General features: G+C 70.5%; 18 protein-coding genes. 6 read left to right on the plus strand and 12 right to left on the minus strand.

The features are described from left to right. Nucleotides 1-4: 4 nt before the first annotated feature. The 4 genes from BLW27_RS03630 to alr all read right to left on the minus strand — a co-directional run bounded on the left by BLW27_RS03630 (nt 5) and on the right by alr (nt 3,075). Nucleotides 5-391 (minus strand): hypothetical protein, encoded by a 387-nt coding sequence (locus BLW27_RS03630; RefSeq protein WP_089879353.1) that lies wholly within the window; start codon nt 389-391, stop codon nt 5-7. Continuing rightward, nucleotides 388-1,134 (minus strand): ABC transporter ATP-binding protein, encoded by a 747-nt coding sequence (locus tag BLW27_RS03635; protein WP_089879355.1) that lies wholly within the window; start codon nt 1,132-1,134, stop codon nt 388-390. Before BLW27_RS03635 ends, BLW27_RS03630 begins: the two co-directional genes overlap by 4 nt. Before the next feature lie 103 nt (nt 1,135-1,237). Next, complete coding sequence (locus tag BLW27_RS03640; RefSeq protein WP_089879358.1) at nt 1,238-2,041, minus strand: MlaE family ABC transporter permease; 804 nt, start codon at nt 2,039-2,041, stop codon at nt 1,238-1,240. Next, a complete protein-coding gene (gene alr / locus BLW27_RS03645; protein ID WP_089879360.1) occupies nt 2,038-3,075 on the minus strand; it encodes an alanine racemase in 1,038 nt (345 codons plus the stop codon). Before alr ends, BLW27_RS03640 begins: the two co-directional genes overlap by 4 nt. A gap of 120 nt (nt 3,076-3,195) precedes the next feature. Between alr and cobS the strand changes: the two genes are divergently transcribed. Further along, nucleotides 3,196-3,993: an adenosylcobinamide-GDP ribazoletransferase gene (gene cobS, locus BLW27_RS03650; protein WP_218141081.1), complete on the plus strand. Its 798-nt coding sequence runs from the start codon at nt 3,196-3,198 to the stop codon at nt 3,991-3,993. After that, on the plus strand, nt 3,984-4,505 hold the full coding sequence (locus BLW27_RS03655; RefSeq protein ID WP_089879363.1) for a histidine phosphatase family protein: 522 nt from the start codon (nt 3,984-3,986) through the stop codon (nt 4,503-4,505). The genes cobS and BLW27_RS03655 overlap by 10 nt, the downstream gene beginning before the upstream one ends. A gap of 100 nt (nt 4,506-4,605) precedes the next feature. Here the strand turns inward: BLW27_RS03655 and BLW27_RS03660 are convergent, their stop codons facing one another. From BLW27_RS03660 to BLW27_RS03685, 6 genes are all read right to left on the minus strand, one after another. Beyond that, nucleotides 4,606-6,096, minus strand: a complete 1,491-nt coding sequence (locus tag BLW27_RS03660) for a replicative DNA helicase (protein WP_089879366.1) — start codon at nt 6,094-6,096, stop codon at nt 4,606-4,608. Between the two features lie 259 nt (nt 6,097-6,355). After that, nucleotides 6,356-7,396 carry a dihydroorotase gene (gene pyrC / locus BLW27_RS03665; RefSeq protein ID WP_089879760.1) on the minus strand — a complete coding sequence of 347 codons (1,041 nt, stop codon included), beginning with the start codon at nt 7,394-7,396 and terminating at the stop codon, nt 6,356-6,358. A gap of 40 nt (nt 7,397-7,436) precedes the next feature. Further along, nucleotides 7,437-8,378, minus strand: coding sequence for a phosphoadenosine phosphosulfate reductase (locus BLW27_RS03670; protein WP_245710760.1), 942 nt, complete (start codon nt 8,376-8,378; stop codon nt 7,437-7,439). Nucleotides 8,379-8,559: 181 nt separating this feature from the next. Next, a complete protein-coding gene (locus BLW27_RS03675; protein ID WP_089879370.1) occupies nt 8,560-10,824 on the minus strand; it encodes a glycosyltransferase family 2 protein in 2,265 nt (754 codons plus the stop codon). Continuing rightward, entirely contained in the window at nt 10,821-11,441 is a 621-nt protein-coding gene (locus BLW27_RS03680) for a sulfotransferase family protein (RefSeq protein ID WP_089879372.1), read from the minus strand. Before BLW27_RS03680 ends, BLW27_RS03675 begins: the two co-directional genes overlap by 4 nt. After that, nucleotides 11,438-12,481 (minus strand): glycosyltransferase family 2 protein, encoded by a 1,044-nt coding sequence (locus BLW27_RS03685; protein ID WP_245710761.1) that lies wholly within the window; start codon nt 12,479-12,481, stop codon nt 11,438-11,440. The genes BLW27_RS03680 and BLW27_RS03685 overlap by 4 nt, the downstream gene beginning before the upstream one ends. 155 nt (nt 12,482-12,636) lie before the next feature. Here BLW27_RS03685 and BLW27_RS03690 point away from each other — a divergent pair, with 155 nt between their 5' ends. The 4 genes from BLW27_RS03690 to BLW27_RS03705 all read left to right on the plus strand — a co-directional run bounded on the left by BLW27_RS03690 (nt 12,637) and on the right by BLW27_RS03705 (nt 17,521). After that, entirely contained in the window at nt 12,637-13,545 is a 909-nt protein-coding gene (locus tag BLW27_RS03690; protein ID WP_089879377.1) for an AAA family ATPase, read from the plus strand. A gap of 28 nt (nt 13,546-13,573) precedes the next feature. After that, entirely contained in the window at nt 13,574-14,827 is a 1,254-nt protein-coding gene (locus BLW27_RS03695; protein WP_089879380.1) for a vWA domain-containing protein, read from the plus strand. A gap of 122 nt (nt 14,828-14,949) precedes the next feature. After that, on the plus strand, nt 14,950-16,956 hold the full coding sequence (locus BLW27_RS21910; protein WP_089879384.1) for an OmpA family protein: 2,007 nt from the start codon (nt 14,950-14,952) through the stop codon (nt 16,954-16,956). A gap of 202 nt (nt 16,957-17,158) precedes the next feature. Then, complete coding sequence (locus BLW27_RS03705) at nt 17,159-17,521, plus strand: glyoxalase superfamily protein (protein WP_089879387.1); 363 nt, start codon at nt 17,159-17,161, stop codon at nt 17,519-17,521. Between the two features lie 64 nt (nt 17,522-17,585). Here the strand turns inward: BLW27_RS03705 and BLW27_RS03710 are convergent, their stop codons facing one another. Then, nucleotides 17,586-19,193 carry a peptide chain release factor 3 gene (locus tag BLW27_RS03710; RefSeq protein WP_089879390.1) on the minus strand — a complete coding sequence of 536 codons (1,608 nt, stop codon included), beginning with the start codon at nt 19,191-19,193 and terminating at the stop codon, nt 17,586-17,588. Nucleotides 19,194-19,310: 117 nt separating this feature from the next. Further along, nucleotides 19,311-20,321: a Hint domain-containing protein gene (locus BLW27_RS03715; protein ID WP_245710762.1), complete on the minus strand. Its 1,011-nt coding sequence runs from the start codon at nt 20,319-20,321 to the stop codon at nt 19,311-19,313. Nucleotides 20,322-20,403 lie beyond the last annotated feature (82 nt).

Genomic DNA, 20,403 nt, shown 5'->3' on the forward strand with positions numbered 1-20,403 from the left:
GCGCTCAGGACGTCCACCACCACAGGCCCAGCAGCCCCGCCAGCATCGCGGCATGCACGAGGTCGATCCATCTCCACCGCGCGCCCGGCAGCAGCGCCGAGATCGCCATCAGCACCGAGGGCAGCAGCAGCACCGCCATTCCGCCGCCTCCGGCCATCGCCCGCGCCGACCAGGTGTAGAGCGGCGACTCGGTCAGCCCCAGCGCCGGCGCGAAGGTCGTGAGGATCCCGCCCAGGCACAGGGCCAGCGCCACCACCGCCGGCCAGCGCGACAGACCGCTGCCAACGACGACGCGCAGCAGCGCCAGCACCGCCAGCACCTCGAGATAGACGAACTTCCGGATGAAGAAGAACGCCAGCACCACCGGATCGGGATCGGGCAGGAAGTTCATCGTACCGCCTCGATCGGGCCGGTGGCGCGCCCGGTGACGAACTGGTCGACGTAAGGATCGCCGCTGTGGTCCAGATCGGCGACCGGTCCGGTCCACTGGATGCGGCCGGCATGCAGCATGGCGACCTCGTCGGCGATGGCGCGCACGCTGCTCATGTCGTGGGTGATGGTCATGGCTGTGGCACCCATCTCGGTGACGATCTCGCGGATCAGGTCGTTGATGACGCCGGCCATGATCGGGTCGAGCCCGGTGGTCGGTTCGTCGAAGAAGATGATCTCGGGCTCGGCGGCGATGGCGCGGGCCAGGCCCACGCGCTTCTGCATGCCGCCCGAGAGCTCGGCCGGGAACTTGTCGGCCACGTCGGCGCCAAGGCCCACGCGCCGCAGCTTCTCGATGGCGATGGCGCGCGCCTCGTCGCGCGGGCGGGCAAGGCTGCCGCGCAACAGGCGGAACGCGACGTTCTGCCAGACCGGCAGGCTGTCGAACAGCGCAGCGCCCTGGAACAGCATGCCGAAACGCGCCAGAAACGCGTCGCGGTCGGCGCGGGCCACGTCCTGACCGTCAAGCGCGATGGTGCCCCCGTCGGGCCTGACCAGCCCGAGGATGCATTTGAGCAGAACCGACTTTCCGGTACCCGAACCGCCGATGATCACCATCGAGCGGCCGGTCTCCACCGCCAGATCGACGCCCTGAAGAACGCGGTTGTCGTCGAAGGCCTTCGTGACGCCGGACAAAGCGATCATGCGCAAAGTGCCCCATTCATGCGAGAAACGCCTGTGTCACGGCGGCCCAGGGTCGGGGCTGAACCGTACGGATTCCGTTCGAAAGACCAGATGTCACTCCGTCTCATACCGAGAAGAACGCCCCCGTCAGCAGAAAGTTCGCGGCCAGGATCAGCACTGCCGCCGCTTCGACCGAGCCCTTGGTGGCGCGGCCAACGCCCTGCGCGCCGCGGCCCGAGTTCATGCCGAAATAGCACCCCATCAGCGCCGCCAGCCCGCCGAAGGCGCAGCCCTTGGCCAGCGACGACACCACGTCGCGCCATTGCAGGAAATCGGCGGTGTTGTTGAGGTATGTCGCCGGGTTGAAGTCCAGATTGCCGGTCGCGACGGCGTATCCTCCGGCGATGCCGATCACGTCGCCCACTGCCACCAGCAGCGGCACCGCGACCAGCGCCGAGACCACGCGCGGCGCCACGAGGTAACGCATCGGGTCGGTGGACAGGGTGGTCAGCGCGTCGATCTGCTCGGTCACCTTCATGGTGGCGATCTCGGCCGCGATGCTCGAGGTCACCCGCGCGGCGATCATCAGGCCCACCAGGACCGGGCCCAGTTCGCGCACCATGCCGATGGCGACGATCTGCGGCACCACGGATTCCGCGTTGAAGCGCGCACCGCCCGAATAGATCTGTAGCGCCAGCGCCCCGCCGGTGAACAGCGCGGTCAGGCCCACCACCGGCAGCGACAGCCAGCCGACATGCAGCATCGCCAGCGCGTATTCGCGCGGGTAGAAGGGCGGCCGCAGCGCGCGCCACAGGGCGTTCAGCGCGAACAGCGTCACGCGCCCCACCGCCGCCAGCGCGCCCAGCACGGGGCGGCCCAGCGCGCCCAGCGGCGACAGCGCGCGCGTCAAGGAGTCCCGCTCGCTCATCCGCCGATATACTGCCGGTCGTAGCGCCGGCCCAGCGAGGTCAGGATCTCGTAGCCGATGGTGCCGGCCCAGCCCGCCAGCGTGTCGACCGATTGGTGCAGGCCCAGCAACTCGACCGTGTCGGGCTCTTCGGGCACATCGGTCACGTCGATGCCGATCAGATCCATCGAGACGCGGCCGACCACGGGGCAGGGCGTCTCGCCGGCGCGGACGCTGGCCTGCGGGCCCATGATGCGGTGGATGCCGTCCGCATAGCCGCCCGAGATCGTCGCGATCCGCGAGGGCCGGGATGCCGTCCAGGTGTTGCCGTAGCCCACGGTTTCGCCCGGGGCGACGTCGCGCACCTGGATCACCGGGATGTCCAGCGTGACGACCGGGAGGGCGTCGACAAAGGGCAGGCCGCCATAGAGCCCGATCCCCGGACGCGTCAGCTCGAAATGATAGTCCGGCCCCAGCAGGATGCCGCCGGTCGCCGCCAGCGAGCGCGGCGCGTCCACGCCTTGCGTCATCTCGGCGAAGGCGCGCAGTTGCTGCGCGTTCATCGGGTGACGTGGTTCGTCCGCGCAGGCGAGGTGGCTCATGATCAGCCGCGGCCCCAGCGGCAGCGCGACCTCGCGCAGCGCGGCCCATTCGGCAGGCTCCATTCCCAGCCGGTTCATGCCGCTGTCGAGCTGGATGCCGAAGGGCGCGCCCGGAAGCGCCTCGGCATGGCGCAGCATCTGGTCGAGCGAGTTGAGCATCGGCACCAGCGCCGCGTCGCGGATCAGTCCCGCGTCGCCCGCCATGTGGCCGCCGAAGACGTGGATCTCGGGGCCGTCGCCCAGGATGCGGCGCAGCTGCGCGCCCTCCTCGGCCAGGGCGACGAAGAAATGCCGCGCGCCGTGCCTGGCAAGCGCCGGCGCCACGCGGTCGACGCCCAGCCCGTAGGCGTCGGCCTTGACCACGGCGGCGGCCTCGGCCGTGCTTTGGGCCGCAAGCGCCTGCCAGTTGGCGCAGAGCGCGTCGAGGTCGATGGAAAGTCGTGCCTGAGCCATGCCGCCTCTTTGCCATGCTGCACATGCGGGTCAAGGTGAAATCCGCGCAGGGTCCGGCGCTTGAACGCGCGCGGGCCTGCGGCTAGACCGCATCCGATCGCGGCACCCGGGGGGCGGCAGGTGGACAAGAGCGAGGCGGGCGGCGGAAGAACGAGGCGCATCGCCGCGCAATGGCGGCTGTTCCTGCTCGCGCTGCAGTTCCTGACACGGCTTCCGGTGCCGCGAGACCTCGACTGGTGCGCCGACGCGCAGAGGCGGGCCGTGCGCTACTACCCGGCGGTGGGCGTGGTGGTCGGCATCCTCGGCGCTGCGGTGCTGGCGCTTTCGGCGCAAGCCTGGCCGACGCCGCTGGCGGTGCTGATGTCGCTGGCGGCGACCCTGATCGCCACCGGCGCCATGCACGAGGACGGCTTGGCCGACGCCGCCGACGGGCTGGTGGGCGGCGCCACGCGCGAGCGCGCGCTCGAGATCATGCGGGATTCGCGCATCGGCACCTACGGCGCGTTGGCGCTGGGCGTGGCGCTGGCGCTCAAGGTCGCGGCGCTGGCGGCGCTGCCTTTGGGGGCGGCGTGCCTGGCGCTGGTCGCCGCCCATGCGCTGGGGCGCGGCGCCGCGGTGTGGGTCATCGCGACGACGACCTATGCCCGGACCGGCGAGGCCGCCGCGAAGTTTCCCGCGCCCGGCGTGTCGCCCGGCGAGCAGGCGATCGCGATGATCACGCTCGGCGCCGTGCTGCTGGCGACGGCCGCCGGCCTCGGACCGGCGGTGCTGGCGGGGCTCGTCTGTGCCGCGGCTCCAGCCTGGGCGTTCCGTCGGCTCTGTCGTGCGAAGCTGGGTGGCCATACCGGCGATTGCCTCGGCGGCATTCAGCAACTGGCCGAGATCGGCTTCTACCTCGGGCTCGTCGCATGGCTCTGACTCTGCTGCGCCACACCAAGCCGGACGTGGCGCGTGGAGTCTGCTACGGGATGACCGAACTGGCGCTGGCCGCCACATTCGCCGAAGAGGCCGCGGCCATCGTGCGCGATCTGCCCCGTCCCGCGCGCATTCTGACGTCGCCGCTGTCGCGCTGCCGCCTGCTGGCCGAACACCTGGGCGCGCTGTTCGACCTGCCCGCGCAGGTCGATCCCCGCTGGCGCGAGATGGATTTCGGCGGCTGGGAGGGCAGGGCCTGGGACAGGATCCCGCGCGCGGGGCTGGATGCCTGGGCCGAGGATTTCCGCAACTATTCCGGCCATGGCGGCGAAAGCGTGGCGCAGCTGGAAGCGCGCATCCGCGAGGCGCTGGCCGCATCGCCCGAGGGCGCGCTGATCGTCACCCATGCGGGCTGCATCAAGGCCGCCTGCGCGATCCGCGACACGCGCGACGGCTGGGACACGAAACCCGCATTCGGCGAGGCGATCCGGCTGCCGGACGCGCCAGCGGCCTGACTCGCGCCGCCCGTTCTTCTTCTGTCGAAGATTATCCCGGGAGAGTTGCGCGGTACGGGGCGCCGCTATCCATCGTCGCCCCGACCCGCAGCCCGGAAACTCAGAAGTCCTCGCCGCCCTGCTGCCAGGGTTTTACGAGGTTGCCGAAGCGCGTGAAACGGCCCTCGAAGCTCAACTCGACGGTGCCGATCGGGCCGTGGCGCTGCTTGCCGATGACAACCTCGGCCTTGCCGTGCAGGCGCTCCATCTCCTCCTGCCAGATCGCCATCTTCTCGAGGTCGTGCTCGCCCGGCTTCTCGCGTTCCTTGTAGTATTCCTCGCGGTACACGAACATCACCACGTCGGCGTCCTGCTCGATCGAGCCGGATTCCCGCAGGTCCGACAGCTGCGGGCGTTTGTCCTCGCGGCTTTCGACCTGGCGCGACAGCTGCGACAGGGCGATCACGGGGATGTCCAGTTCCTTGGCGATTGCCTTCAAGCCTTGCGTGATCTCGGAGACCTCATTCACCCGGCTGTCCTTGGCCGTCGCGGGGCGGACCAGTTGCAGGTAGTCGACCATCAGCACGTCGAGGCCATGCGTCCGCTTCAGCCGCCGCGCGCGGGCGGCAAGCTGGCTGATCGGCAGCGCGGGCGTGTCGTCGATGTAGAGCGGGCAGGCCTCGAGCGACTTCGCGGCTTCGACGAAACGACGGAACTCGGCCTCGGTCATGTCGCCCTTGCGGATCTGCTCGGACGGCACCTCGGCGGCCTCGGACAGGATCCGCGCGGCCAGCTGCTCGGCGCTCATCTCGAGGCTGTAGAAGCCCACGACACCGCCCTCGATCGTGCCTTCGGTGCCGTCGTGGCGGATGCCGCGCTTGTAGGCCTTGGCGATGTTGAACGCCACGTTGGTGGCCAGCGACGTCTTGCCCATCGAGGGCCGGCCCGCGAGGATCAGAAGGTCGGACTTGTGCAGCCCGCCCAGCTTGCGGTCCATGTCGATGAGGCCCGTCGAGATGCCGGCAAGCCCGCCCTCGCGCTGGTAGGCGGCGTTGGCCACGTTCACCGCGTCCGTAACCGCCTTGAGGAAGGATACGAAGCCCGACTCCGCCTGGCCCTGCTCGGCGATCTTGTAGAGCGCCTGTTCCGCCTCGACGATCTGCTCGCGCGGTTCGGAATCGACCGCGACCTTCGCCGCCTTGGCCGAGATGTCGCGCCCCAACCGGATCAGGTCGCGCCGCACGGCGAGGTCGTAGATCATCTGCGCGTAGTCGCGCACCGCGAAGCTGCTGACCGCCGCGCCGGCAAGGCGGGCGAGGTAGGCGGCGCCGCCCAGTTCCTTCAGGCCCTCGTCGTCCTCCATGAACGCCTTGAGCGTCACCGGCGAGGCGAGGTTGTTCTTGGCGATGCGCGCGGCGGCGATCTCGTAGATGCGCGCGTGCACGGGGTCGTAGAAGTGATGCGGCCCGATGATCGACGACACCCGGTCGTAGATGTCGTTGTTGGTCAGGATCGCCCCCAGAAGCTGCTGTTCGGCCTCGATGGAGTGCGGCATCGTCTCGGGCGCGTCGATCTGCGCGCCGGTCGGATTGATCGTAGCGATCTCGTTCATGTCATGCCCCCGGATCAGGCGTCAGGGTCTAGGACGGGGCACCGGGAACCGGCAAGCCCTGATAAGTCTGTGGATATCCCTGTGGACGGCCAGACTGCCGCCATGTTGCGCTGCACGGCACAAGCGCGTCAACATCTGGTGGTTCGCGGCGCCCGTCGGGCCGAGTCGCGTGGCCCGCCGGGCACAACGCAACGCCGCGCGGCGGCCGCGGACGGCGGCTCGGGTCGGGCATCGGCCACAACCCGCCGACGCGCGGGTCCTAGCCGGCCGAGACGCGCCAGTGCAGGGGCATCATCGGGTCGAAAACGGTCAGCGGACCGTCCCCGGTCTCGATCCGGGCAGGATAGGCGACGGGCTCACCGCGCTCCAGCGTGATGGTCGATTCGTTCGGCGGCAGGCGGTAGAAGCCCGGGCCGTTGAGCGAGGCGAAGCCTTCCAGCCGGTCGAGCGCGTCTTCCTGCTCGAAAACCTCGGCCAGGATCGACATCGTGTTGGGCGCTGTGAAGATGCCCGCGCAGCCGCAGCCGGTTTCCTTGGCCGCGTCGACGTGCGGTGCGCTGTCGGTGCCCAGGAAAAAGCGCGTCTCGCCGCTGGTGGCGGCCTCGCGCAGGGCCAGTCGGTGGGATTCGCGCTTGGCCACGGGCAGGCAGTAGTAATGCGGCCGGATGCCGCCCGCGAGGATCGCGTTGCGGTTGATGATCAGGTGATGCGTGGTGATCGTCGCGCCGAGATCGTCGCCCTGCTCGCGCGCGTAGGCCACCGCGTCCGAGGTGGTGATATGCTCCATCACCACGCGCAGGCCGGGCGTGGCGCGGCGGATCGGGTCCAGCACGCGGTCGATGAACACTGCCTCGCGGTCGAAGATGTCGATGTCGGAATCGGTTACCTCGCCGTGCACGCACAGCGGTATGCCGGCCTCGGCCATCGCCTCGAGCACGCCGCGCACGCGGTCGAAGTCGCGCACGCCCGAGGCCGAGTTCGTGGTGGCCCCCGCCGGGTACAGCTTGACCGCCGTGACGATATCGTCGCGGTGCGCGGCGACCACGTCGGCCGGGTCGCTGTCCTCGGTCAGGTAGAGCGTCATCAGCGGCGTGAAATCCGCACCCTCGGGCAGCGCGGCGCGAATGCGGTCACGGTAGGCCGCGGCCTGCGCCCCGGTCACCACCGGCGGGACGAGATTGGGCATGACGATGGCGCGGCCGAAATGGCGCGCGCTTTCGGGGGCGACGGCCCGCAGCATGGCGCCGTCGCGCAGATGCAGGTGCCAGTCGTCGGGGCGGCGGATCGTGAGGCGTGTCATGCGCGCGGCCGTAGCATGCGCGCGCAGCCCGCGCCAGACGTCACAGGCCGTCGGATCCGTCACCGGCGTCGTCGAGTTGCGCCAGCCGGCGCTGGAACCGCGGCGCATGCATCCGCTGGGTCACGTTGCGGCACAGCAGGCGCGTCAGCCCGTCGCGGCCGTCGGAGTCGAGCCGCGCCAGAAGGCGGCGCAGGTAGGGCGGGTGATCGCGCCGCGCGCGCCACAGCCGCGCCATGGTCGCTGTGTCCAGCCGGTCCTCGGCCACCGCCTCGAGCAGGGGCGCGATCAGGTCGAGCGCGGCCAGGTCGCTCTGCAGCGCGCCGCCCATGAACGGCAGCCGGTGGCGGGTCACGCCGGGGCGCTCGAACAGCGCCGCGTGCATCGCGTCCAGCCGCTCGCGCGGGTCGAACAGCAGGTGCGTCGCCATTGTCCCGTCGATCATGTCGGGGGCGAACCCGTAGCGGCTGGTGAAATCGCGCCGCCGCTGCTCGACGAAGCGGTCGTCCCAGTCGGCGACGCGCGGGTCGAGCGAGGCCTGCGGCTGCAGCAGCAGCACCCGCGCGCCCGGTGCGGCGACCGAATACGCCCCCGCGGCATAGCCGCAGGGCCCCGCGCCGTAGAAGATCACGCGCTCGAAATCGTCGAAGAACCCGTCGTCGGTGAGCTGGTCGAAGAAGTCGTAGACCGGCTGGTCGCGGAACCACGTATCGGCCGAGGCCAGCGCGACCAGCGACGACCATCCGGCGCGCCGCAGCATGTCGAGGCCCAGCGGCGTGTGCGTCGGCGACAGGGCGCGGATGCCGGGCACGGTCTCGAAGCTGACCAGCAGCGTGTCGCCCTGCTCGACGAAGATCCCGGCATGGTCCTGGCCCAGCGGCTCGTCGAACCCGTAGCGTCGGCCCAGCCCGCGCATGGCGTTCCACCAATCCGCCTGCGCCATCTGCGACAGATCGGGCGGGAAGCCGTCAAGGGTGCCGTGCATGCGCGAATTCCTTGCCTTCACCGGCGCGCGGAGGCCGGCCGTTCATCCACTCTAGCCGCGCAATCGGGCCAAATTGTGTAAAAGCCGTGGAGTTTCGCGGCGTCCAGGCGCGAGGTGCGCGGCGCTTTGGCGAAGGGGCCACGGGAACGGGGGCAGGGGGCGCGCGTCGGCGGGTCATCGCTCAGCTCTCGGTGTCGAGCACGAGCGCCCAGGCCGCGCGCTCGTCCGGGGCGAGGGTCAGCGCCAGCGCCTGTTCGCGCAGCGCGGCGAAATCGGCGTGGGCGCGCAAGGCCGCGGCCTTGGCGCGGTGCCAGTCTAGGCCGGCCCGGTGCAGCGCGGACAGCGCGGCATCTGCCATCAGGCGCGCATGTTCCACCGCCAGCCGCGGCCGGTGGCGCAGGATCGAGCGGTCCGTCACGTCCGACCAGTCCATCCGCAGCCAGTAGTTCAGCCCGATCTTGCGATCCACGTGCAGCGCCCGTCCGCGCGCGCGCTTGACCAGGAACGCATCCACCGAGCGCAGCGCGTAGTGGTTGAGCTGCACCAGGTCATAGCCGACCTCGCCGCGCCCGTTGCGCCAGCCGCGCCTGGCGAAACGGTCGGGCAGCGCCGCGCCCGACCCGTTGACCCAGCGCACGCGGTCCTCGTGGCCGGCGCGCAGCTTGTTCGGCCGGTGGCACGACAGTTTCTCGTAGGCGCCGGTGTTGCGCCCCAGGGTCTTGAAGCCCCAGGCGGTGTGCGGCTTGGGCAGATGGCGCGGTGCTGCGCGCAGGAAGCGGTCGGTGACGAAGCCGGCCTCGATCGCCTGCTGCCCGTCATGGCCGAACAGGCGCCAGGTCATGGCGACGTGCGTGGCGTCGCCCACGGCCTGGATCAGCGCGTCGAGCGTGCCGTCGCCGGTCTGGATGTTGACGAACTCGTCCACGTCGATATGCGCGACCCAGCCTGCCTCGCGCACCAGCGGTTCGTCCATCGCGCGGTCCAGCGCGTGCTGCTGCGGAGAATTGCCGCGCCAGGCCGAATTGTCGCGGTGCTGCACGAAGCCCATCGCGTCCAGCCGGTCGAGCATCGCGTCGGTGCCGTCCTCGCAATCGTTCGAGTAGATCAGGAAGCCGTCGAACCCCAGCGCGCGGTGGAAGGCCAGCCATTCCAGCAGGTACGGCGCCTCGTTCTTCATGCAGGCGACGATGGTCCGGCCGGTCCCTTGCGCCGGCGCGGGCGGAAAGACGGGCGTGGCGCCGGGGCGGGGCGGCAGGGCGTCATGCGGGGCGAAGGCGCTGCCGCGCAGGGCGGCCAGCTTGTGCCGCGCGGTGATCGGCATGGCGGCCCGCGCCGCGGGCGACAGGTTCAGCGGCCCGCTCGTGCTTGCGACCTTCTCGATCAGCGGGCGGAAGGCCAGCAGGTATTGCGTCGCGCGAAAGCCGCGTTCGGGGTCGGCCTCGATCCAGCCGGGCGCGGGTGGGTCGGGCGCCAGGTGCGCGGGCTCGATGCCCTCATGCGCGCGGTTCAGCGCGGCCATGTCCGGTGCGAGACGGTCGCTCATGGCATGCAGGCTGCCGGAGTCGACGGGCGGGCCGGGGATCGACATTTCGGCAAGAAGGCGCCGGCGCAGGTCCATCGGCACTGCATAGCCTTCGCGCGCACACAGCCGCGCCAGCGCCACGTTGAACCGCCGCGCGCGCGACAGCCACGCGGCGGAGGGCAGGACGGGCGGGCGCGCCGCCGGCAGGGGGTCGGGGGCCGCGTCCAGCGCGAAGGTGGCGCGAACCTCCTCGGCCAGCCCGTCGCCCCAGATCGGGGCATCCGAAGCGCTGCGCAGGCGGACCGCGCCGAAGACCTCGGCCCAGACACGGGCGAGGCCGGGCAGGTCCAGCCACACCGGCGCGCCCTCGATCACCGGCACGACACCGGTGCGCGGGTCACCCACGGGGCGGGCCGCGATCAGCGCCGCGCGCAGGTCCGGCGTCGACAGAAGCGAAAGTTCCTGCCGCGGATCGGCCTGTCGCCCGGCCATCACCTGTGCCGCGTACCGCGCAGCGAATAGGCGGGCGGGGTCGTCCACATGCGCCACGATCTCGACCGCATCGGCCAGCGGGGCCAGCATGTCGCGCAGCGCGGCTATGTCGCCCGGGTGGAGCAGGTCGGCCAGCCGCGCCGCGCAGATCACCACGCGGTCCGGGCGTGCGGCGGCGATCTCGTCGCGCAGGGCGCCCGCGATCTGGCGCCGCAGCCGCGATCGGGCCGCGTCGTCCAGCTCCAGCGACGCGGTTTCGGGATCGCCGGTGTCGCCAGCGGCCAGCGCCAGCGCGTTCGGCCCGATCGAGGCAAGGCTGCGCGGCACCAGCACGTGCCGGGCGGCCAGCGCGTCCCGCCGCGCCTCGAGCGCCTGCGCCAGCCGGGCGGCCAGCGCCGCGTCTGGGCCGATATGGAGTGTGATGCGCGTCACGACCGCACCGGGTTCACGTTGGCGCGGCCCCACCACGGCAGATCGATGCCGAGATGCGCGGACAGCCGGTCGGCCGCGTCCGGCGCCGCCACGTCGAGTTCGACGAACCGCGGATCGCCGCCGAAGATGTCGCGCAGCATGTCGTAGTGCCCCTCGATCCAGCGCACGCGTTGCGCCTGGGTGGCGCCGTAGCCCGCGGGAAGGCCGGGCACCGCGCCGACGGGAAGGCGTTCCTCGCCCAGGCCCTGCCAGCGGCGCATGCTGTCCGAGATGTCGGCCGCCGGGCGCGTCGTGGCCACGAACAGCAGCCCGGGCCGCGCCAGCCGCATCGCCTTGAGCACGGCGTAGTCGCATTGCGGCCAGAACGACCGCCCGCCCTTCAACCCGCTGATCTCGCTCAGCGCGTCGAAGCCGTCGAGCCGTGCCAGCGGATCGCCAGTCTCGAAATACCCGTCGTAGATCTGGCGGCCGACGAACGTGCCGGCGAGCCGGGCGGGATGGCCGGCGCCGTGCCGCAGCTTGTGGTCGGCCACGCGCCAGCCGGCCGCTTCCAATGCGGTCGCCAGCGTGGTGGTGCCCGACTTGGGAAGGCCCAGGTTGACGAGGCGGACGGTCATCCCAGCCCCAGCTCGGCGGCCAGCGCGGCCTCGGCCTCGGGGATCGTCGGCAGGGTGGCGAGGTTGCGCGCGAAAGCGGCCGTGTCGGGATCGGCGAGCAGCGCCGCAATCCGGTCGCGATGCGCGGCGACGCAGGCCGCGTGCGCGCGCGCCACCGCGGCGTCGCGGCGCAAGTCGTCGACCATCGCGGCCGTCGCCGCGCGGTGGCGCAGGATCGAGCGGTCGGCCCAGGCTTCGTCGTTACGGTCGCGCCAATAGCCCTCGTCGAAGGCGCGGCCCGCGCGGTTCACGTCGCCCCGCGCGATCTTGACCAGGAAGCTCTCGGCCGAGCGCAGTGGGTAATGGTTCAGCGTGGCGAAGCGGCGTGCCCCCCGCGCGGGAAGCTTGCGCGCCAGGCGCTTGTCGGACCCGTCGCGGAACGCCGTCGGCACCGCCCGACCCGAGGCATCTGTCCAACCCGACGGCGCGCCTTGTCCCTTGCGGAAATAGGGTCGATGCGCGCCGAAATACTGCAGCGGGAAGTCCGCGCGCACCAGCGTCTTGACCTCGATCGCGGTCTGGTCGCACCAGATGTCGGGGTTGTGGCAGCGGTCGAACTGTTCGGTCACGGGCCGGTCCTCGAACCCGACCACGCCGCCATTGGCGAAGAATTGGAACGGGATCGAGATCGCCTGCGGGTCGCGGCAGGCCGCGACCAGCGCGGCGATGCTGTGGTCGCCCGCGTGGACGTTCAGGAACTCGTCCACGTCCGCGACCCAGACCCAGTCGGCGCGCGTCACGACCGGTTGCCGGGCCGCGTCGCGCAGCGCCTCCATCTGGTAGTTGCGCCCCTGCGCGGGGTTGGGCAGATGCACCAGCCAGCCCTGCGCGGCCAGCGCGTCAAGCAACAGGTCCGTGCCGTCGTCGCAATCGTTGGAGTAGACCAGGAAGTCGGTCACGCCCAGCACCCGGTGATGCGCGACCCATTCGAGGATGAACGGCCCCTCGTTCTTCATGCAGGTCACCGCGGTCACGCGCGGCGCCGCCCGCTCAATGCTCATGCCTTGCCCCGGCTGGTCCGTCGTCAGGTCGTCCCGCGCAGCGGGCCGGCGCCCTGTTAGCCGAAGATTCGGGCAGGGGTGTGGCGCGGGGGCGCCCGTCGTCGCTATTGACCGGTCCGCGGCGGACGGGCATCCCGAGGGAAGGGAGAAGCGCCATGACCATACCCGACTCCATCGACGCGGTGCAGGACCGGCTTTCGACGGCAGGCTACGTCTGCTCGCGGCCGCTGGCCACCGTGGTCTTCCTGTCGCTGCGCCTCGGCCGGCCGCTGTTCCTGGAGGGCGAGGCCGGCACCGGCAAGACCGAGATCGCCAAGGCGCTCGCCGCCTGCCTCGACCGCCCGCTGATCCGGCTGCAATGCTACGAGGGGCTGGATGCCGCCAGCGCCGTCTACGAATGGAACTTCGCCGCGCAGATGATCGCCATCCGCACCGCCGAGGCCGGCGGTGGCGCCGACCGCGCGGCGCTTCAGGAGGAACTGTTCGGTCCAGACTTCCTGATCGAGCGCCCGCTGCTGCAGGCGATGCGCGGCTCGGATCGCGGTGCGCCGATCCTGCTGATCGACGAACTCGACCGCACCGACGAGCCGTTCGAGGCCTTCCTGCTGGAAGCGCTGTCGGACTTCCAGGTGACGATCCCCGAACTGGGCACCATCAAGGCGGCCGAGCCACCCATCGTCATCGTCACCTCGAACCGCACGCGCGAGGTGCACGACGCGCTCAAGCGCCGTTGCCTCTACCACTGGGTCGACTATCCGTCCTTCGACCGCGAGGTCGAGATCCTGCAGGCCCGTGCGCCCGAACTACCCGCCACCCTGTCGCGACAGGTCGTGGCCTTCGTGCAGCGCCTGCGCACCGAGGACATCTTCAAGAAGCCAGGCGTGGCCGAAACCATCGACTGGGCGAAATGCCTGCTGGCGCTCGACGTGGTCGAACTGTCGCCCGAGGTGATCGCGGACACGCTGGGCGCGGTCCTCAAGTACCAGGACGACATCCAGAAGCTGCAGGGCTCGGAAGCCAAGCGCCTCCTCGACGAGGCGAAAGCAAGCATCGCGGCGGCCTGAGCCAGGGTCCGCCGGCCGGAGCACCGCCATGCCTGAATACGCCCCGCTCGACCTGCCCGAGACGCCGCGCCTGGCGCAGAACATCGTGCATTTCGCCCGCGCGCTGCGCCGCGCCGGCCTGCCGGTCGGCACCGGCCGCGTGCTCGACGCGATCCGCGCGGTCGAGGCGGCGGGCTTCACCGACCGGACCGATTTCTACTGGACGCTGCACGCCTGCTTCGTCAGCCGCCCCGAGCACCGGGTGGTCTTCGCGCAGGTCTTTCGCCTCTACTGGCGCGATCCCCGCTTCCTGGAACACATGATGGCGATGCTGCTGCCGGCGGTGCGCGGCGTGCAGGAGGAACGCCTCGCCCAGGCGGCGGAAAGGCGCGCCGCGCAGGCCCTGCTGGGCGACCATGCCTCGGATGAGCCCGAACGCGAGGACGAGGGCGAGGAAGAGACCAGGGTCGAGGTCGACGCCTCGATGACCATGTCGGCCGACGAGCGGCTGCGAAACCTGGATTTCGAGCAGATGTCCACCGACGAGATCGCGCAGGCCAAGCGGATGCTGTCGCGCCTGCGCCTTCCGGTGAAGCCGATCGAGAGCCGCCGCGCGCAGGCCTCCACCCGCGGCCGACGGATCGACCACGCGCGCACGATCCGCGCGGCGCTGCGCACGGGGGGCGAGTTTCGCACGCTGGCGCGCGCCCGCCCGCATCCGCGCTGGCCGAACCTCGTGGTGCTTTGCGACATCTCGGGGTCGATGTCGCAATACTCGCGCATGGTGCTGCACTTCCTGCACGCCGTGGCGAACGAGAAGGGCGCGGGCTGGGCCAAGGTGCATGCCTTCACCTTCGGCACGCGCCTGACCAACATCACCCGCCACCTTGCCACCCGCGACGTCGATGCGGCGCTGAAGGCCGCCGGCGCGCAGGCCCAGGATTGGGAGGGCGGCACCCGCATCGGCCAATGCCTGCACGACTTCAACCGCGATTGGTCGCGCCGGGTGATGGGGCAGGGCGCTGTCGTGCTGCTGATCACCGACGGGCTGGACCGCGACGATGCCGGCGCGCTGGGCCGCGAGATGGAGCGCCTGCACCTGTCTTCACGGCATCTCATCTGGCTAAACCCGCTGCTGCGCTGGGACGGCTTCGCGCCCAAGGCCGCCGGCATCCGGGCGATGCTGCCGCATGTCGACAGCTTCCGGGCAGGACACAACATCGCCACGCTCGAGGCGCTGGCCGAGGCGATCTCGCGCCGCGACGATCCTGGCGAGAAGACACGGCTGATGGAAGTTCTATAACCGGTGATCGCAATTCCATAACCGGGAGGCGCCGCGTTTATCCTCGGGCAGCATCCGCATGGAAACCAAGTTCGGGTCCGGGCGTTGTTGCTGCGAAAAGGTACAAGCCAGAGGAGTCCGCCATGCCGCGCGCCGACCGCACAATCGCATCCACCCTTGCCCTGTCGCTGGCCCTGTCGGGTCCGCTTTCGGCGCAGCAATCCACGTTCGGCGAAGTCGGTCTGCCCGAAGGCGCGCAGTCCCGGATCGACGAATTGCTGGCTGCGTGCGAGGAAACCGGTACCATCCCCGAGAACCTGGCGGGGTCGCTCGACCTCGGAGGCCTCGCCGGCGAACTCGATTGCGACACGGTCCAGCGGCTGGCCGAGTCCGGCGCGGCCGAGGCTTCCGATGCGGAAGGCGAAGCCGAAACCGGGGCCCCGGCCGAGGAAGGCTCGGCCGGCGAGGCAGCCGAGGGTGCTGCGGCCGGCGGGGCCGACGCTGCGGGCCAAGCCACGCAGGCTCCGGCAGACCAAGCAGCCGACCAGGCCACGCAGGCTCCGGCCGATCAAGCGGCCGAACAGGCCACCGAGACTCCGGCGGACGAAGCGGCCCAAGAGGACACGCAGGCTCCGGCAGAGGGCGCGATTGAAGCAGAGGCGGCCGCCGGTGAGGCCGAGGCCGCCCCGCAGGAAGGCGGCGAGGCCGATTCGCAAACTGACGCTGAAACCCAAGCGGAGACGGGCGCTGAAGCAGAGGTGCAGACCGACGCTGAAACCGAGGCGCAGGCGGAGGCCGATGCGCAGGCGGAAGCCGAGGCCGATGCAGCGACCGACGCGGACGTGTCCGAGGACGACCTGCGGCGCGCGCTCGAGGAAGGGGCCGAGGCAACAACCGACGAGACCGTCGAAGAAGAGACGGATGCCGCGACCGGCGCCGAAGCCGGGACCGGTGCCGAAGCGCAAGGCGAGGCCGAGGCAGAAGCCGAAGCCGACACCGCGACGGACGAGGACGCGCCCGAAACCACGGAAGGCCCCGCCGACGTGGCACCGGTCGATGCGCAGGAACAGGCCGACGCGCTGGCCGAAGACGAAGCTGCAACCGCCGCCGCCGCGGCCGCCGCGGCCGAGGACACGTCGGCCGAGGCCGAAGTTTCCGAAGAGGTCGTCGGCGAAGAGGACGTGCGCCAATCCTCCGAGGATTTCCAAACCACCTCCTCGGACGATGAACGGGCAAGCGCCCGCGCGGACGACGACGATGACGACGACAACGACAACACCCTGCGCAACGCCGCTCTGCTGGGCCTCGGCGCGGTCGCGCTGAGCGAGATCCTGCGCGGCAACGAGCGGGTGGTGTCCAACACCGGCGACCGCATCGTGATCGAGGACGAGGGCCAGCTGCGCGTGCTGCGCAACGACGACGTCCTGCTGCGCCGCCCCGGCGCCGAGGTCCAGACCTACCGGTACGACGACGGCTCGACCCGCCAGGTCATCACCTATGACGACGGCACCACCGTCGAGACCGTGCGCGCCGCGGACGGCCGCGTGCTGCGCCGCACCCGGACCCTTCCCGACGGCACCGAAGTCGTTCTCTTCGACGACACGCAGCAGTATCAGAGCGTGGACGTCGCAACCCTGCCGCAGGTCGATGACGGCCCGCGTTACAACTTCCGGGAAGTCACCGAGGACGACCTGATGGCCGCGCTCGCCGCCAACGCGCCGCAGGGGGTGAACCGCACCTTCTCGCTCAATCAGATCCGCAACATCGACGCCGTGCGCGAGCTGGCGCCGGAGATTGCCGTGGACACGATCAACTTCCCGACCGGCTCGGCGGCGATCCCTCCGTCCGAGGCGCAGGAGCTGGCCGCGCTGGGCAACGCAATGCGGCGCATCATCGAGCGCGACCCCGACGAGGTGTTCCTGATCGAGGGCCACACCGACGCGGTGGGCAGCGCCGCCTACAACCTCGCTCTGTCCGACCGGCGCGCGGAATCGGTGGCGCTGGCGCTGACCGAGTACTTCGACGTGCCGCCGTCGAACATGGTCCTTCAGGGCTACGGCGAATCCGACCTGCTGGTCGAGACGACGGGCCCCGAAGTGCGCAACCGCCGCGCCGCCGTCCGCCGCATCACGCCGCTGCTGCGCCAGTAACCGCGCGACGCGTCGCTAAGGCCTTCCGCCTCGCCCTCTAGGGCGGGGCGGTTTTCGTTCGGGGGGCGCCTCTCGGGTCCGTCCTGGTGGTTCCGCGGATGCGCCTCGCGTCTCCCGCGCAGGGCGGATCGATCCCCCTGCGGTGTTGACAGGTCGCGCGGGCTTCGCAATATCCGCGCGGGCACGGCACAGGAGCGACCACGTGGCGCCGATCTCGTTTCTCGAAACCGCCCCGATCTTCCGCAGCTACGACGAGGCGAAGGCCCGGGATTTCTACATCGACTGGCTGGGCTTCGAGGTCAGCTTCGAGCACCGCTTCGCGCCGGAGCTGCCGCTCTACATGGGCGTGCAGCGCGCGGGCTTCGTGCTGCACCTGTCGGAGCATCACGGCGACGCCACGCCCGGCAGCACCGCCTTCGTCAGGATGACCGGGATCGAGGATTTCCACGACGAGATCCTCGCGCGGCCCAATCGAAACAATCGCCCCGGTCTCGACCGGATGCCCTGGGGACTTCAGGTCGAGGTGACCGATCCCTTCGGCAACCGGATCCGCTTCTGCGAATAGGCGCGGTCCCGGCCCACGCGCCTCGGGCGCGAAGGGCCGGGACCCGAGCGGCACGCCGCTTGCCTCAGACCAACATTTCCTTCGTCGCCGACAGCGTAACGTCGGGATAGTCGCGCTCGATCCGGTCGATGTCCCATTGCAGGCGCGTCAGGTAGACCACGTCGCCGTCGTTGTCGTGGCCGATATGCTGCTTGTTGGCGGCGATCAGCTTCTCGACCGCCGCCTTGGGGCCATGCACCCAGCGCGCGCTGGTGAACTGCGACGGCTCGAAGCGCACCGGCAGGCCGTATTCCATCTCGATCCGGCTGCCCAGAACCTCGAATTGCAGCGCGCCCACGACCCCCACGATGAAGCCGGATCCGAAGGCGGGCTTGAACACCTTGGCGGCCCCTTCCTCGGCGAATTGCATCAGCGCCTTTTCCAGGTGCTTGGCCTTCATCGGGTCGCCTGCGCGGCAATTCTGCAGCAGTTCCGGCGCGAAGCTGGGGATGCCCGTGACCTTCAGCGCCTCGCCTTCCGTCAGCGTGTCGCCGATGCGCAGCTGGCCGTGGTTCGGGATGCCGATGATGTCGCCGGCCCAGGCTTCCTCGGCCAGTTCGCGGTCCGAGGCCAGGAACAGCACCGGCGCGGACACCGTCATGGGCTTCTTCGAGCGCACATGCGTCAGCTTCATGCCCCGGTTGAAATGCCCCGAGGCAAGCCGCACGAAGGCCACCCGGTCGCGGTGCTTGGGGTCCATGTTGGCCTGCACCTTGAACACGAAGCCGGTGACCTTGTCCTCTTCGGGCGCGATCTGGCGCGGGGTCGCGGCCTGCGGCTGCGGCTCGGGGCCATAGGTGGCTATGCCGTTCATCAGCTCCTGAACGCCGAAGCTGTTGATCGCGCTACCGAACCAGATCGGCGTCATGTGCCCTTCGAGAACCGATTGCGGGTCGAGCGCGGGCAGCAGGGCGCGCGCCATCTCGACCTCCTCGCGCAGCTGCTCGAGCAGATGGGCGGGCACGTGCTCGGCCATCTTCGGGTCGTCGAGGCCTTCCAGCCGGATCGTTTCCGCGACCTTGTTGCGGTCGGCGCGGTCCATCAGCTCCAGCCGGTCGTTGAGCATGTCGTAGCAGCCCAGGAAGTCGCGACCCATGCCGATTGGCCAGCTTGCGGGCGTGACGTCGATGGCCAGGTTCTCTTGGATCTCGTCGATGATCTCGAACGTGTCGCGGGCCTCGCGGTCCATCTTGTTGCAGAAGGTCAGGATCGGCAGGTCGCGCAGGCGGCAGACCTCGAACAGCTTGCGGGTCTGGGATTCGACGCCCTTGGCGCCGTCGATCACCATGATCGCCGCGTCGACCGCCGTCAGCGTGCGATACGTGTCCTCGGAGAAGTCGCTGTGCCCCGGCGTGTCCACCAGGTTGAACCGGAACTGCCGGAAATCGAACGACATGGCCGAGGCCGAAACCGAGATCCCGCGGTCCTTCTCCATCTGCATGAAGTCCGAGCGCGTGCGCCGCGCCTCGCCCTTGGCGCGCACCTGTCCCGCCATCTGGATCGCGCCGCCATACAGCAGGAACTTTTCGGTCAGCGTCGTCTTGCCCGCATCGGGATGCGAGATGATGGCAAAGGTCCGGCGCCGGGCGATCTCGGCCGGCAGGGAAGGGCGGTTCTGGGGCGTGTCGAGCATGGCCGCCTGATAGGCCCGCCCGGGTGGCTTGGCAAGCGGGCGCCGACGGCGGGAGCATCACGCCCGCTGCGTCATTCCTGCCCGTTCGAGGCCATTCCGTACGGCCAGCCCGGCTCCTCAGCCCAGCGAGGCGCGGCGCAGCCGGTCGGCCGCGTCGGGGTCGAGCGGCCCCTCGCCCAACTCGAACCCGCCGGCCGCGCTATGGCGATGCGCAGGCAGCAGCAGGCCCGGCTCGGCGGCATCGGGCAGGGCTGCGCTGGTGCGCTCGTCCACCAGCATGGACTCGGCCGCGATCCCCTCGGCGTAGACGATCTGGTGGCGGTCGAACAGCATCCGGAAATAGTCGACGAAGCCGCCTTCGATCCGCGCCACGCTGTCGCCGTTGACCAGCTGGCGCGCGCGCACCATGACCTCGGCCCGGCCGGCGCCGATCGCGTCGCGGCGCTGGTAGACCAGCAGGCGATGGTCGGGGCTGACGATCAGGTCGCCCTCGTTGTTCAGGGTGCCGGCGCGGATGCGGATCGGCGCGAAGGGGCCCGTGGCGCGCACGGTGTGGTGGCCGATCCAGCGCAGCGGCTGGGGCCCGTCGTCGCGGGTCAGGATGGGGCTGCCGGCGCTCAGCGCCTCGACCGGGACCTGCGCGCCGCCGGCAAGCGTGATCCGCGTGCCGCGCGTGAAGGACACGCAGGCCGCCCGTGCGTAGCGCGCCAGCGCGTCGCCGTCGGTGCCGATCAGCGCGTAGTCGCGCCCCGGCTGCAGCGGCGCCAGCGGCAGGGCGTAGACCGCGACCAGCAGGCCCTCCGGGTCGGTCTCGACCAGGACCAGGATTTCGGCGGTGGAGCCGTCGGCGGCCATCAGCGTGGCGCAGCAATCCAAGTGCAGCAGGCCGCCGGGCCGGCCCGCGGGGCTGTATTCGGCGATGACGAACGGCTTTGCGCCAAGAACCCGCAGCGCGCGCGGCGTGGCCTGGCGCGGGTCCAGCCGGTAGATGTCGCAGGGCTGCATCTCGTCTGCGGGGGCCAGCGTGTCGCCGAGGTTCGCACCGTCGACCACGAACAGCGCGGCACCCGGGAGGACCATCAGCGTCTGTGCCATCAGAGTCCGCGCAGCACCCTTCGCCCCGATCATTCCCATGCTCCCTCTGCCGCAGCGTATCGCCGTTTGCATGTCATTGGAATGTGGCTTCTTATGGCCGCACATCCGGCCATTC

The organism is Citreimonas salinaria, assembly GCF_900107235.1.
Taxonomy (GTDB): Bacteria; Pseudomonadota; Alphaproteobacteria; order Rhodobacterales; family Rhodobacteraceae; genus Citreimonas; species Citreimonas salinaria.